General features: G+C 45.0%; 15 protein-coding genes. 9 read left to right on the top strand and 6 right to left on the bottom strand.

Annotated elements, in window-relative coordinates:
* Window positions 1-126: 126 nt before the first annotated feature.
* The 4 genes from CEF21_RS06525 (at window position 127) to CEF21_RS06510 (ending at window position 3,085) form a co-directional block, all read left to right on the top strand.
* On the top strand, window positions 127-1,026 hold the full coding sequence (locus tag CEF21_RS06525) for a LysR family transcriptional regulator (protein WP_123914340.1): 900 nt from the start codon (window positions 127-129) through the stop codon (window positions 1,024-1,026).
* A gap of 179 nt (window positions 1,027-1,205) precedes the next feature.
* The gene (locus CEF21_RS06520; protein WP_123914338.1) at window positions 1,206-1,619 is read left to right on the top strand and encodes a carboxymuconolactone decarboxylase family protein; all 414 of its coding nucleotides are present in this window, start codon (window positions 1,206-1,208) and stop codon (window positions 1,617-1,619) included.
* A gap of 403 nt (window positions 1,620-2,022) precedes the next feature.
* The gene (locus tag CEF21_RS06515; protein WP_123914336.1) at window positions 2,023-2,400 is read left to right on the top strand and encodes a CidA/LrgA family protein; all 378 of its coding nucleotides are present in this window, start codon (window positions 2,023-2,025) and stop codon (window positions 2,398-2,400) included.
* Window positions 2,390-3,085 carry an LrgB family protein gene (locus CEF21_RS06510; RefSeq protein ID WP_123914334.1) on the top strand — a complete coding sequence of 232 codons (696 nt, stop codon included), beginning with the start codon at window positions 2,390-2,392 and terminating at the stop codon, window positions 3,083-3,085. Before CEF21_RS06515 ends, CEF21_RS06510 begins: the two co-directional genes overlap by 11 nt.
* A 27-nt stretch (window positions 3,086-3,112) precedes the next feature.
* On the opposite strand, the gene fabF is transcribed toward CEF21_RS06510, so the two are convergent.
* From fabF to CEF21_RS06485, 6 genes are all read right to left on the bottom strand, one after another.
* A complete protein-coding gene (gene fabF, locus CEF21_RS06505; RefSeq protein WP_123920011.1) occupies window positions 3,113-4,354 on the bottom strand; it encodes a beta-ketoacyl-ACP synthase II in 1,242 nt (413 codons plus the stop codon).
* Window positions 4,355-4,451: 97 nt separating this feature from the next.
* Window positions 4,452-4,814: a DUF4181 domain-containing protein gene (locus CEF21_RS06500; RefSeq protein ID WP_123914332.1), complete on the bottom strand. Its 363-nt coding sequence runs from the start codon at window positions 4,812-4,814 to the stop codon at window positions 4,452-4,454.
* A 31-nt stretch (window positions 4,815-4,845) separates the two neighbouring features.
* Entirely contained in the window at window positions 4,846-6,654 is a 1,809-nt protein-coding gene (gene abc-f / locus CEF21_RS06495; RefSeq protein ID WP_123920009.1) for a ribosomal protection-like ABC-F family protein, read from the bottom strand.
* A gap of 207 nt (window positions 6,655-6,861) precedes the next feature.
* A complete protein-coding gene (locus CEF21_RS21785; RefSeq protein ID WP_481747658.1) occupies window positions 6,862-6,975 on the bottom strand; it encodes an RAxF-45 family protein in 114 nt (37 codons plus the stop codon).
* Between the two features lie 655 nt (window positions 6,976-7,630).
* Window positions 7,631-8,737, bottom strand: coding sequence for an ATP-binding protein (locus CEF21_RS06490; protein WP_123914330.1), 1,107 nt, complete (start codon window positions 8,735-8,737; stop codon window positions 7,631-7,633).
* A complete protein-coding gene (locus CEF21_RS06485) occupies window positions 8,715-9,383 on the bottom strand; it encodes a cobalamin B12-binding domain-containing protein (protein WP_123914328.1) in 669 nt (222 codons plus the stop codon). The genes CEF21_RS06490 and CEF21_RS06485 overlap by 23 nt, the downstream gene beginning before the upstream one ends.
* A gap of 531 nt (window positions 9,384-9,914) precedes the next feature.
* Here CEF21_RS06485 and CEF21_RS06480 point away from each other — a divergent pair.
* The 5 genes from CEF21_RS06480 to CEF21_RS06460 are packed head-to-tail and all read left to right on the top strand — an operon-like array spanning window position 9,915 to window position 14,347.
* Window positions 9,915-11,306 carry a spore germination protein gene (locus tag CEF21_RS06480; RefSeq protein ID WP_164462100.1) on the top strand — a complete coding sequence of 464 codons (1,392 nt, stop codon included), beginning with the start codon at window positions 9,915-9,917 and terminating at the stop codon, window positions 11,304-11,306.
* Entirely contained in the window at window positions 11,303-12,478 is a 1,176-nt protein-coding gene (locus tag CEF21_RS06475; RefSeq protein ID WP_123914324.1) for a Ger(x)C family spore germination protein, read from the top strand. The genes CEF21_RS06480 and CEF21_RS06475 overlap by 4 nt, the downstream gene beginning before the upstream one ends.
* A 12-nt stretch (window positions 12,479-12,490) precedes the next feature.
* The gene (locus CEF21_RS06470) at window positions 12,491-13,615 is read left to right on the top strand and encodes a GerAB/ArcD/ProY family transporter (protein WP_123914322.1); all 1,125 of its coding nucleotides are present in this window, start codon (window positions 12,491-12,493) and stop codon (window positions 13,613-13,615) included.
* Window positions 13,593-13,877 carry a YczF family membrane protein gene (locus tag CEF21_RS06465; RefSeq protein WP_123914320.1) on the top strand — a complete coding sequence of 95 codons (285 nt, stop codon included), beginning with the start codon at window positions 13,593-13,595 and terminating at the stop codon, window positions 13,875-13,877. The genes CEF21_RS06470 and CEF21_RS06465 overlap by 23 nt, the downstream gene beginning before the upstream one ends.
* Entirely contained in the window at window positions 13,874-14,347 is a 474-nt protein-coding gene (locus CEF21_RS06460; protein WP_123914318.1) for a hypothetical protein, read from the top strand. The genes CEF21_RS06465 and CEF21_RS06460 overlap by 4 nt, the downstream gene beginning before the upstream one ends.
* Window positions 14,348-14,349: the final 2 nt, after the last annotated feature.

Genomic DNA, 14,349 nt, shown 5'->3' with positions numbered 1-14,349 from the left:
AACCTCTGTTGGCAGTTACCCGTTTTTTCAGGCAATTAATCTTCTCATATTCGCCAGTTTCCAGCAATTTTTGACACCATCCTTAAAGACGGCTAAAGTTATATCAACCATGAATAGAGGTGACGTATGGAATTACGACAGCTGAAATATTTTGTCGAAGCCGTCAGACAGAAAAACTTCACAAGAGCGGCTGAAAACATGCTCGTCTCCCAGCCCGCTTTAAGCAAAATGATCAAATCGCTGGAGGATGAACTGGGTGTCCCTCTCATTATCCGGAATTATAAAGGTCTTGAGCTGACTGATGCCGGCCATTCCGTTTATCGCCATGCGGTGCAAATGATCGGCATTGAAAAAGATATTATTTCCTCGGTTGAAGATGTGCAGGGACTCAGCAAAGGAACGATTAAAATTGGTATTCCGCCTATCATCGGCAGTTTGTTTTTTCCAAAAGTCCTTGCCGCCTTTCACACAGCCCATCCGAACATCAGGATTCAAATAACCGAGTTCGGGGCAAAAAAGGTGACGGCAAGCGTACTGGCAGGTGACATCGAAATGGGGGTTGCCGTTCTTCCCGTTGACGAAAAAAACTTTCATGCGTATCCGATTGTCGAAGAAGAATTGGTACTCGTTGTAAATGAACACCATCCTCTGGCATCCAGCAGCGAAGTTCAATTATCCCAGCTCAGCAATGAAAATTTTATCTTCTACAGTGAAGATTTTGCCCTCTATGAACAAGTAAGAGAGTTCTGCATCAATGCAGGATTTGAACCAGCCATTCTGTTCCAAAGCTCTCAGTGGGACTTTATGTCGGAAATGGCCGCCGCGGGACTCGGTGTCACCATTCTGCCCCAATCCATCTGCAGAAGGATTACCAGCACCCGGGTCAGGAAAATTCCCATTCAAAAGCCTTCCATTCCCTGGAGCCTTGCTATCATTATTGCAAAAGATACCTACACCACGTTCGCCGGAAGGGCATTCATCGAATTTATCATGGGGATGAAAGACCGCCTCAGAATGCGGGAATAACAGCGAATATTCAATAGCGCAGCCAGTTGACGTTTTTCGTCCATTGGCTTTTCGCGTTCATCCATCTGCGGATCAACGATAACTATAAGTTATGGCTTTAATAATATTTATATATTTCACGAATACCTCTTCTCCGTGCTATCGTTGTAGACAGAGATTACAGGAGAGGAGAATGCAATATGACTAAACCAGTTGACCGTCATCAAACAGGAATGAACAAATTGATGGAATACACCCTTCATACCAATGATGATATTTCCACTCATTTGCGGATTGTTGATGAGTTGAAGGATATTGCGCCTGATGTCGGGGATATGATTATTGATTTCGCCTACGGAGAGGTATACTCACGCGAGGGACTGACCAATAAACAAAGAGCGCTCGTGACGATTTCTTCTCTGATCACCCAGGGAACCGAGCCTCAGCTTGAGCTCCACTTGAATACCGGATTAACCGCCGGATTGACACCAAAGGAAATCACCGAATCCATTATCCAGCTGGTCCCTTATACCGGGTTTCCAAAAGTCCTGAATGCGCTGACCGTTGCGAAGAAGGTGTTTGCACAGCGCGAATCTGAAAATACGGGGGAATAAAGGAAATGCTGAGGCGCAGGCGTGGAATCTGCGGTGCTGAGGTCTGCGGTTTATGCAGGGTCTGAGGTTGATGGATTTTTTTGTATGGATGCGGGGTCTGACCCGCTGTTTATTACCGAACGAAAGCTTCGGCACCATCTCTGCAGACCCTTGAGCGAGTTGGCCTCACCGCCGCTTCCCTCTGTCCCCCGCTGCGGTGAAGGATGACGGGACTGGCACCGTGCCAGTCCCCCAGTATTTTACCGTGCGAAAGCTCCGGCACCGTGTCCGCAAACCCTTGCAGGAGAAGGCCTCAGCTCAAGTTTCCTCTGTCCCCTGCTGCGGTGAAGCAAGTGGGGTCAGGCGCTTCACTGGCACTGGCCACTCTCAATGAAACACTACAAAAAAGAAAGGAGGTCCAAGGATGAAATGGATTCTGATTGTTTCTCAAATTGCACTCATACACGGTTTTTATTTTCTTGGCATTTGGATCAACGCAGTATTTTCACTCCCCGTCCCATCCGGAATCATCGGAATGGCGTTTCTTCTCCTTGCCCTTTCTTTTAAACTCGTCAAGCTTGAATGGGTTGAAAAAGGAGCGTCTTGGCTGTTGGCGGAATTGCTGCTGTTCTTTGTTCCCTCTGCCGTTGGAATCGTAGATTATACAGAACTATTCGGCTGGGCCGGTTTGCAGATGCTAGGCATCATCTTGATCAGCACCCTGCTCGTCATGGGAGCGACAGCCTTTACCGCTGAACGGATTCATACCCGCAGAAAGGAAGCGGTGATCGATGCTGATTAAGCTCCTATTGGCGACATTTATCACCTATCTGGTTTACCGGCTTGGAAAATCACTGTACAGGAAATGGAAGTTCCCGCTGCTGCATCCGCTCCTGATCTGCCCTTTGGTACTCATCGGCGGCATCAGATTATTCGGGGTTCCGGCATCTGAATATATTGATGCCTCTAAACCTCTGACCCATATGCTCGGTCCCGCCACTGTAGCATTTGCCATTCCTATCTATAAAAATAGAGCCTTGATTAAAAAGTACATGGCAGAGATCTTCTTCAGTGTAACAGCCGGTTCTGTTGCTGCCATTATGACTTCTTTCCTTTTGGCCCTCTGGGTTCATCTAAACGGCGAATGGATCATCAGCATTTTGCCGCGTTCCATCACGACCCCCATTGCCGTTGAAGTCTCAAAGGAAATCGGCGGTCTCCCTACACTCACTACCGTGTTTGTCATCATTACCGGTATTATCGGCGGCATCATCGGTCCTTCGATTATTAAATGGATGGCGATTAAGACTCCGGTCGCCCGCGGATTAATGCTCGGAATGGCGGCCCATGGCGTCGGCACTTCGAAAGCGATGGAATATGGGGAGCTTGAGGGGACATTCTCAAGCCTGTCCATGATTTTAGCCGGATTTCTGACGATTGTGTGGGGTTATTCCCTCATCCCGGTTCTATTACGGTTTATCACGTAGAAAAGCTTGCCCGGAAGCAAGCTTTTTTTATTGGACGGATTGAAACACAAGAACTGTATTGTGCCCGCCAAAACCAAGGGAATTGCTCATTGCAGCGCGGATTCTCTGTCTTCGCGCTTTCCCCGGCACATAATCCAAATCGCAATCCGGATCCGGATCATCCAGGTTCAGAGTCGGCGGAATGATTCCTGTTTTTATCGTCATTAACGTAAACATCGCTTCAATGGCTCCCGCCGCTCCCATCATGTGTCCTGTCATCGATTTTGTAGAGCTGATCGGCACTTGATAAGCATAATCTCTGAAAAATGCTTTAATGGCTTCTGTTTCGGTTTTATCGTTATACAGGGTGCTGGTTCCATGGGCATTGATATACCCGATTTCTTCTTTCTCAAGACCGGACTGCTCCAGCGCAATGGCCATTGCCCTTACTGCCCCTTCGCCCCCCGAGGCAGGACTTGTAATATGATAAGCATCTGCCGCCGTTCCGTATCCGATTATTTCTCCGTAAATATCTGCCCCTCTTTTCAGCGCGGATTCAAACGACTCCAAAATCAGGGCAGCGGCCCCTTCCCCCATTACAAGCCCGTCCCGTTTTCTGTGAAACGGCCGGCATGAAACTTTTGGGTCAGGGTTAGAGGAGATGGCTCCCATCGCACAGAATGCGCCGACTCCAAGAGGTGTGATGGACGCTTCTGTTCCGCCCGCAATCATGATGTCCGCCTCTCCCCGCTGGATCACCCTCATCGCATCCCCAACTGCATTGGCACCGGAAGCACAGGATAAAACGGTGCAATTGTTCACTCCTTTTGCCTGAAGAGCGATAGAGACCTGACTTGAAGCCATATTCGATATCACCATCGTTGTAGCAAAGGGATACAAACTTTTGTATCCCCCTTCCTGCAAGCTTTTAAAGCTTTCTTCAAAACTCTCAATCCCGCCGATTGCCGTTCCGAACCAAACCCCGATCCGTTCTGCCTCAACATGCTCCCCAATCCGAATTCCTGCATCTTCAACAGCCATAACTGAAGAAGCAATGGCATATTGGGCAAAGCGGTCCATCCGATGCCGTTTGTTTACCCGCATATAATCCGATAGTTGAAAATCCTTCACTTCTGATGCAGTTTTTGCCGAATAACCGGCTGAATCAAATCTTGTCAGCTCTCCAATCCCGGAAATCCCGTTTACTGCAGCATCCCATACAGTATCTTTATTATTCCCCATGCCTGATATGACTCCCACACCTGTAACGACCACCCTTTTCAACAAAATCCCCCCTTTCCTACTTCTACCATTTTCTAATATTTTATACAATATTTAACACACAAAAAAAACGGTTCTCTATTAGGAGAACCGCTGATGATTAAACTTAGAATATATTCATCCAAACTAAGAATAAAAGGCAAAAACAGACAGCATACATGGATAATATATATCTTTTTGTCTCTCTTATATATTTCCATTCCATTACAGCTCTGAATAGATTCAGCATGATGATAAAACCGAACATCAAATAGGTAATCGGCCAATAAATAAACCTGAAATTAAACAGGAGAAACAGACAATATATAAAAACCAGGATCACTTCCCCCGTACGGTGACACTGATTTACCCTTTTATAAACCCAGCGAGCCTGTTTATCTATTTGGAAAAACCGGATGACCAGCCATTCCCCTCCAAACGCCAAAAGAACAACTGCTAAAACGATAACCGCCGTATTCCAAAATTCCATTAGCCTCCCCCCTTACCAATATTTTACCATATTATAGAAGGTTCATAAGCTGGTCATAGAGATCCTCCCGCAAATGATTTAATCGCACACGTTCCAGTTCGCCAGTGGCATCAGACGCGATTTTTTCTTCAATCCGAATCAGCTCCTCCTCAATTTGTTCTGCTGTTCTTTTGTGAAAGGCTTTCACCTCCACTGGATGCCCAGGTTCGGAAAGAAGATGATCCATTTTTCTTCTGGCATACTGATAGCTGCCTTCAAATGAATGGAGCTGCTGATTGTGGATCCAGGCCGTTTTTGTAAAAAGCTTTTCTAAAAAATAGCGGTCATGGGATACGGCCAGAACGGTCCCTTCGAACTGGTCAATCGCATCCTCCAGTACCTCCCGTGATTCAATGTCCAAATGATTCGTCGGCTCATCCAGAATAAGGAGGTTGAGATCGTTTTGCATCAGCTTTGCAAGCTGAATCCTCATTCTTTCCCCGCCGCTCGTATGGCTCATCTTTTTAAACACAGAGGCACCGTAAAATAGAAATTTCGCCAGCACATGCCTCGCATGCTCCTCCGTCATCTGAAGATCCCTGCGAAAATATTGAAGAACCGTTTCCTTTTCGTCCTCCTCTGCCAAAACTTGCTGCGCTAAGTAGCCATAGTTTACACTGCTTCCCAATTCCGCCCTTCCGGCATCCGGTCTTTCTTTCCCTAAGATCATTCGGATAAGCGTCGATTTTCCCGTTCCGTTCTCTCCGACTACTGCGAGGCGGTCCCGATAATACAGCTCCAAATTTACACCCTTAAACAGCGTTTTTCCTTCAAACTGTTTAACGAGTTCTTCAATGATGACAGCCCGTTTCCCGCTTCGTTCGGAGCCTTCAAACTGCAGTCCCATTCTTTTGTGTTCAAGCACAGGGCGCTTTAATTTTTCTATTCGCTCCAGTGCCCGCTCCATGCTGCGCGCTCGCTTATGAAGTCCTTCGCTTGGCGGATTTGCCTGATTCGCCCATTCCCGGAGCCGTTTAATTGCCTCTTTCATCTTCTTGATTTTTTTCTGCTGCTCCTGATAAGCCTGAAATTCCAATAAGAGCTGTTTCTGCTTCTCTTCAGTAAAGCCGGTGTAATTGGACTCGTAAACGGTAATCTCCCCATCTTCGAGGTCCATCATTTTCGTTGCCACCGCGTCGAGAAAATGGCGATCATGCGAAATCAGCAGGACGGTCCCTTTGTAATCCTTCAAAAATTGCTCCAGCCATTCCACAGCCCGTATATCCAGGTGATTCGTCGGCTCATCCAGCAGCAGTAAGTCCGGCTCCTGAAGCAGAATCTGCCCAAGACCGACTTTTGTTTTCTCTCCTCCGCTCAAGGACTGAAATGGCTGCTTCAGCAAGGGGCTGATCTGCAGACCAGATGCCACCTTATTCAGCTTCGCTTCCATTTCATAGCCGCCAAGGCGCTCAAACTGTTCCTGCAGACTCCCATATTGGACAAGAATCCGGTCTAACTCTTCTGAACCGGCTGCGGCCATTTCCCCTTCCAGCCATGACATCTTTTCCTGAATACCCGCTAACTCAGCAAAGGCTTTTTTCAAAACATCCTCCGCCGTTTCATCCGGATCGGCCTTCGGAATCTGCTCTAAATAGCCAATCCTTGCATTTTTCCGAACGGAAATGACTCCGGTGTCCGGATGCTCTATCCCTTTCAATAGTTTAAAAATGGTCGTTTTCCCCGTACCATTCCGCCCAACCAGCCCTATTCTGTCGTGATCATGAACTTCAAGTGATAAATTGGTAAACAGAAAATGGCCTCCAAAAGATTTAGATAAATTTTTTACCGAACAAATGATCATCATCATTTCTCCTTTAATGTTAAATTTTGATGTGCGCCATGGAGAAAAACCATGCGGTGAAGCTTCAGAAGAAAACCCGTTAAAAACACAAAAAGACCCGGATAAGCAGACACTGCCCATCCCGGCCTTAAAAACAGAATACAAAAAAGGAGAGCTAACAAGCCCTCCCTGATCGCGCATTCCTAATTGGCAGACAAGAGAATCTTCTTAACATTCTGGTTCAGCTATGCAGTTGCGAAAAAAGGACAAACGTGTCCCGTTGGCAGCTGCAGCGTGAAAAATTGCACGGCACAAATAAAGAAAAGTCAGTCTCTCCGCCATTGCAATTTCAGAACGTTTCATCTCTTCTCCACCTCCTTCGAACAAGTAATTAAGTATAGTATATACAAAAAAGGGTTTTCTGACCATCCTATTTTTTCAGGCGGTTCGGGAAGTTTGTGAAACCATGCCCGGCATACTTGCTGTTCAGCCTCACACCCAGTTATCTTTCCAGCTGTTTTTGTAAGTTGAAGTTCCCAAAAAAAGCTCTGTTAAACTTGGCTGTTGATTTCCGTTACAGGCGCTCGCCTTCCACTTCAATCATCTGGTGTTAAAAATCAACATCAGACTTTAACAGAGCGAAAAAAGGGGCCGGGACATAACAAGATGAATAATCCACAAAAACGAATCCTAGTTCCATGCTTCTGCCAGTTAAATAGAATCCCTTTCGTAAGCCGTTCCATTGCGCTGCAGACACTCGCTTTCCGCGGGGAGGAAGCTGAGCCTCCTCGGCTTTGCCTGCGGGGTCTCAGTCTTTCCTCTGCTTCCCGCAGGAGTCGAGTGCCTTCCGCTTCATTCCACTAGTTTAAAACATGTACAATGTACAATCCTTAAAGCAAATACAAACAAAACCCGAACAATAAGACGATAGATTTATGAACCTCTCGCCTTATTGTTCGGGTTTATTATGGGCTTAGATACTTCTGTCCCATCCTCTTCAGTAAATTTCCACGTATGGAAGAACGAGTGTAACTCTTGTGCCTTCTCCGTGTTTGCTGTCTATTTTGATTTCGCCTTCGTGGTTTTTCAGGATTTCCATGCTGACGGCGAGGCCCAGGCCTTTGCCTTTTTCTTTTGTGGAAGAGAAAGGAATGAAAAGCTTCTCCAGCACTTCCTGATTCATCCCGCAGCCGTTGTCTTCTATGACAATCTCAATCGAATTGGATTTCAGGGTAGTGAAAATTTGGACTTTTCCTTCACATTCCTCTTTTTCCATGAACGATTCCATTGCATTTCTGACGATGTTTAAAATGACTTGTGTAATTTTCCGGTTATCTACAAAAAGAACCGGATTCTTAAGGTTCGCCTGATAATGGACTTCACATCCAAAGTCATCGGCCTCTTTTTTAACGATCATCGCCGCTTCATCAAGCAGCTGGGAAAGCATGATCTTCCGCTTCGACATAATAGGCGGACGCTCGTCGAATAAATATTCGTAAAGGTCATAATTGGCCCGGTTCAACCCGTCAAAATTCAATTTTTTCTCGCCCGGGTCTACCAGATGAGGCTTCACCTGGTTAAAGAATCCTTTAATGCTCGTAAGCGGATTGGACAGATCCATGGATATGCTCGCTGCAATCTCTTTAAATGAACGCAAATGATGATTTTGAACAGCAAGTTCTTTCATTTCCTTCAGTGATTTTTCCAGCTGTGTATTCTTTTCAAGCAGAGACATATTAGCTTTCATTAAATCTAGCTCCAGGTTTTTCATCGCCTGGTATACAGGTTCGAGCGACTCTTCTTTGTTGATGCAGAAAATATGGATCGTTTCTTTGTTTTCATATTGAATATATATATCAAACAAACACAGCGGCTTGTTTTTCGTTTTCATGTTGAGCTCGACCTTTGATATGGATGGTGTATCAAGAATAAAGGAAGCGGCCTTCTTTTTGCTCCCTATTCCGACGATTTCAATAAAATTTTGAACCTCATCAAATTCACTGAAGGTCTTTTTGGACACAGAAAGGATGTTAAGCTTTCGGTCCACCATAAAGTAAGAAAAGGGGATTTTTTCATATTTGCTAGACATTAATTGCATTTCCATGTTGAACAGTCCCTATATATTTAATTAAATCCTTAATCTCGGTTATATTGCGGATAATCATCGTATTGGGAGGACAATGAAACTCAAGATCGTGACTCGAAGCCAGCTTTCCTCCTACCATGATCGTAGGTCCGAACGGCAGTTCTTCCAGTGCCAGAATATATTTATTTACCGTGGGCAGATGATAGGCTATGTTAACAGACAGCCCAATGACCTCCGGTTTGTACTTAAGAGCAAAGTCAAGCGCATAATCAAGGGGCAGATTGGCACCCAGGCATTGCGTTTCCCAGCCGTTTTCCTGAAAATAGTTCGAGACCATATGAACACCCAAATCGTGTTCTTCGCCCTCTACACAGAAAAACATCGCTTTTTTCTTTTTAAGAGGGGTAATTGCAGGCAGTTTTTTTGCCGTGTGATAATACTTGTACGAAAGCAGATTCTTGCACACATAGGACGCGACGTGTTCATCTGCTACAGTAATCACATTCTCTTCCCAAAGCTCACCGATATGGTACATGGTATATTTCAAAGCATCGTAAAACTCCATGCTGTCTTTACTTTCTGTTGCAGAATTTAAATAGGTCCAGGCTTTCATCACTTTTCCATTCAGCAGAAGCTTGCTTAACTCCTCCACTTGAACATTCATTCTTCCTCACCTGCCTTTTCTGGATTCAGTTAATTAATGCCCGTCTACTAAAGGTTAACATATGTGAATGCTTTTAGGTATGGTTACGCCTTTATTATCGGTTAGTGTTTTCGGCTCATTTAGAAAAGGGATTAACTTCTTCAATACCCATTCGAATCTTTATTGAAACCAGCTAATTTCCATCAATAAGTGAAATATGTCCAGGAAAGGAATGCCGCGGCCATGTAAGACGGCTTGTCCTCCCTTGGGTGAAGGTTGGCCGTGAAAACGATATGAAGAGTTTGAGTGAGGATTATGTCACTTGAGAATGGAGTGAGAGGCATGAAGAGGATACTTATATCTTTCTAGACGGGTGAATCAAAACCCTTTTTAGATTGTGAAAAACATAAATAACTTTTTATTTGTATGACTTTTATCTATTTTCCTATGCCAATCGTAACATATTCTTCAATGGATCGTTGCTTTGTTACATAAATTTAATGATTTCACAAACACTAGACAGAAGATTAAGGGATGGCAGGAGGAGAAGGAATGACCGTTCAGAATGAGCTTGCAGGTAATTTAAAGCAAAATATCCGCGATATCAAAACAGCTCTTCATACGATGCAGGATCTGTCCGTTCATCCAATCCTGCTTCCTTCCCAGCCATCCAGCGAAGGGTGTCTGATCCGGCTGAAGGGCATTTCGGATGATACGAAAGTGACGGAGAAGGTACTCCATCCGATTTTGTATTCAAACGAAATGCCTTTAAAAAAGGACTTTTTAAAAAAGCTGACCCAGCGTGTACTGGCCAGTGATTTCACGATTGGGTCGACCTGCAAAGAGGCGGCAGAGGCCATTCTGGAAGGGCACACTGTTTTTCTGATTGAAGGCTATAAAGGATTTATCGATCTTGAGACATCAGGAGGAGAAAGAAGAGCCGTAGAGGAGCCTTCTTCCCAAATGGTCATCAGAGGTCCAAAAGAGAGTTTCAATGAAACCCTCCGTACGAATGTCGCTTTGATCAGGCGAAGGCTGAAGTCTCCTGATCTTAAGCTTGAGCAATATGTCATCGGCGAGATTTCACGTACGAAGGTAAACGTCATGTACATTGATAAAAAAGTAAGCCCGGAAACGCTTCAGCTTGTAAAAGACAGACTTACAGGCAGTGAAGCAAAAGCGGTACTGGAATCAGGCTATATTGAAAGAGTTTTGGAAGATCATCAAATTACCCTCTTCCCTACAATGAACAATACGGAAAGGCCGGACGAAGTGGTTAGCAGTCTTCTCGCCGGAAGAATTGCGATACTGGTAGACGGCACGCCCTTTGTTCTTCTGTGCCCTACTAGTTTCAGGCATTATTTTTACTCACCTGAGGATCAATACCAGTCAAATATTTCCGGAAAGCTGATTGTGATGCTCCGTTATATCGCTTTCTTCCTATCCGTTTTCGCACCATCTATTTATATCGGCATGATCACTCACCATCAGGCCCTTATTCCGACCTCCCTGCTGATCAGCCTTTATTCTCAGCGCGAAGGCGTTCCGTTCCCGGCGCTTATTGAAGTGCTCATTATGGAAGTAACATTTGAAATTCTGCGTGAAGCCGGGGTGAGGCTTCCTAGAGCAATCGGCCAGGCAGTCTCCATCGTAGGAGCGCTCGTGATTGGTCAAACAACCGTTCAGGCAGGACTTGTTTCCACGGCTGTCGTGATTGTCGTATCGATAACGGCTATTTCAAGCTTTACCCTTCCGAATTACAGTTTAGCCATCACGGCGAGAATAGTCCGGTTTATCTTAATGTTTGTCACATATTTCCTCGGCTATTATGGATTGATGCTCGCGGCAATTATGTTCATGGGGCACCTTTATCACCTCACAACACTCGGCACTCCGTATATGGCTAACGGGGCCCAGGCTGGAAAAGGAAACGGGAAACCATGAAAAAATGGCTGCTGATTCTATGTGTTCTTCCTCTTCTCTCATCCTGCGGGACCCAGCAGGAGCTTAATGATCTTTCCATCGTGATTGGAATCGGAATGGATGAGGCGGATCCCGGCTACCAGGTTACCCTGCAGCTGGTCGATCCGAGTGAGATCTCGACGAGCGCCGGCAAGTCCTCCGGAGGCAAAGCGGTCCCTGTGATTAATATGGTCGGGAAAGGTGCATCCCTCAACGAGGCTTTCCAGGAAGCCGTCTCCAAAATTTCAAGGAGAACGTTCTACAGCCATCTCTCCGTTGTGGTGATCGGAGAACCGTTGGCGCGGCGGGGAATTACAGAAATCATTGAGCATTTGGAAAGAGGCTCGGAAATTCGAAGCAGCCTTCTTCTCCTGACCGCTAAGGACCAGACCGCACTTGAAGTTCTGTCCGCTCTGCCTCCCCTTACGAAGGTTCCGGCCTTATCCGCTCTCGGAAAGCTGGAAAACAATATGGAAAACTACGGATCTGTCATTAGAGTCAATATTATTGACTGGGTAAAAATGAACCAGCACCGCGGTATGTATGCAGTGATGCCGGGGATTTATAATAACGGGGATCCGAACGTTTTTACGAAACAGGCAAATTTGGAACAAAGTGAACCTTATTCCACGGCGGTCGGCTACACGGCGGTCTTCAGCAAGCAAGGCAAATTAATGTATTGGCTCGGTCCCAATGAGACGAAAGCCATGCTGATCCTGCAAAATAAAATCAGACGGACTTTCGTCAATGCACCGTGTGACAGTGAGCATATTTCCTATGAATTGCCCTTCTCAAAATCCTCTTCCCAAGTAGCTGTAGAGAACGGAAGAGCCGTTATCAAAGTGAATGTGAGAACAAGAAGCGAGCTGTATTCGCTTGGCTGCATGAAAAATAAGAAACTGACGGAAGAAATCATCCGGAGACTCGAGCATGAAATGACGGCGAAATTAAGATCTGAAATCATGCAATCCATCTCCATCGCTCAAGATCATAAAACCGATCTGTTTGGCTTTGGACAAATTTTGGCTACTGAGGATGCACAGCAATGGAAACGGATTAAACACCAGTGGGATCAGCTATTTGAAGAGGCAGAGATTCATGTAAAAGTATCGACTGAGCTGCTGAGAGGCGGAGTCATTGAAAGCCATATGTAAAGAGGGATTAAAATGAGCAGAGTGTCAGCGAAGGAGCTGTTTTATTTAATTTTCATATTTGAAATAGGTAGCGCCATCCTTCTTGATCCTGCTAAACAGGCAATGAAGGATTCATGGCTTGCCATTTTGCTTGGCTATGCAGCGAGCATTCCCCTTTTTCTCATTTACATTGCTCTCGCAAAACTTTCCGGCAAAAAGACCATGGTAGGAATTCTTCTTGCGCTGCTCGGGAAAAAAGCGGGCGCCCTCGCTTCGTCTCTATATATTCTTTACTTCTTATATATCTGTGCCCGGGTTTTAAGGGATTTCGGTGAGCTGCTCATTATTACCGCCTATGACGAAACATTTTTGGTCGTCATCAGCAGCTTTATGATGCTTGCCGTCATGTACTTTGGCATTAAGCGATTCCACGTGATCGCAGCTGTATCGAAACCTTTGTTTTATTCCATTACCATCCCATTTGTGATTGTGGTTTCCTTCGAAGTCATTTCAGGAATTGTTGATCTTCATGAATTGCTGCCCATTGCACAAAATGGACCGATGCCGATTTTAAAAACGATTTTTCCGACGATTATGACCTTTCCTTTTGGAGAAATGGTGGTGTTCACCATGTTTTATCCGCTCGTCTGTGACAGTGTAAAACTGGTCAAAATTACACTCTCTTCTATTTTTCTGGCCACCCTTGTGCTGGTTACCACTGCTGCGCTGCATGTTTCCATCCTCGGAGCGGAAATGACGAAAAACTTTGTTTTCCCGATCCTTGCGACCGTGTCGCTCATCAATATCTCTGATTTTATTCAGCGCCTTGATTCGATTGTCGTCATTCTCATGATCATTGTAGGATTCTCCAAGGTATTCCTCTTCTTTTATGCGGCATTAAGAGGAACCGTCGAGTTGACCGGAACAAAAAATCCGATCCCTCCTGCTCTGATATATGGCATTTCCCTCATTGCCTGCTCGCTGTTTATCGCCAATACCCAATATGAGCATTTTCAGGAAGGGCTCGTATTTGTCCCATACTTCCTTCATATCCCCTTTCAAATGGTGTTTCCTTCCCTGATCTTGGGAATACTTTGGTTAAAGAAAAAAAAGGCTCAGAAAAAAGGGGCATCCAATGAAATTTATAAAGAAATTTAAACGTATCCTGACAGAAATAAAAACCATCATATTTTCATTGACTATAGTAGCAGCCTTGATAGCAGCCTTGATTTGTATCGATCTTTATCAGGGCTATTCATGGAAGATGGTTGCCAAGACGTTTACCTATGAGCTGAAAACCTCTTCTATGAACGACTTATTTTCTCTTATGATTTTCGCTTTGCTGATCATCATTTATTTATCTGTCACTTCCGTAAAATCAGGAAAAAAAAAGCTCAGTAAAGGAGGAAAAAACGGATGAAAAAGTATCCTGAGCGGCTGATGGCCATTCTCTCATTGCTCTCTCTCTTGTTTATGAACAAAAAGCAGCTCCTCCGCTTTTTGCCATCCGGAATCTTTATTTCGCTGATTTTATGTGTAGAAAGCATTCTTGCAGACGCCTATCATTACTGGCGGGTGCCGGGCGGAAAAAAAAGAGAAGCCAGTGTCAATTTAAGCTTTATTTTCGGTCCGTTCTTTACCGGAACCCTTTGGATCTTCCATCTGACGTACGGTAAATTTTTCCGCTACCTGCTGGCCAATTCTTTAATGGATTTTTTGCTTGCCTATCCAATCGCCTTCTTTTTCCAAAAGAAAAAGCTCTTCAAGCTGCTCAAATTCCAGCCCCCATATATGTTTGGCGTATCCATGATATGGGCTGTTGTGATTTATGGATATCAAATGCTCATTGAAAAAACAGACAGTAAAAAAGAGCCCAGTGAATTTCACTGAGC

It is taken from the genome of Bacillus sp. FJAT-42376, assembly GCF_003816055.1.
Taxonomy (GTDB): domain Bacteria; phylum Bacillota; class Bacilli; order Bacillales; family Bacillaceae; genus Metabacillus_B.
This window is presented reverse-complemented; position numbering and strand designations above follow the sequence as displayed.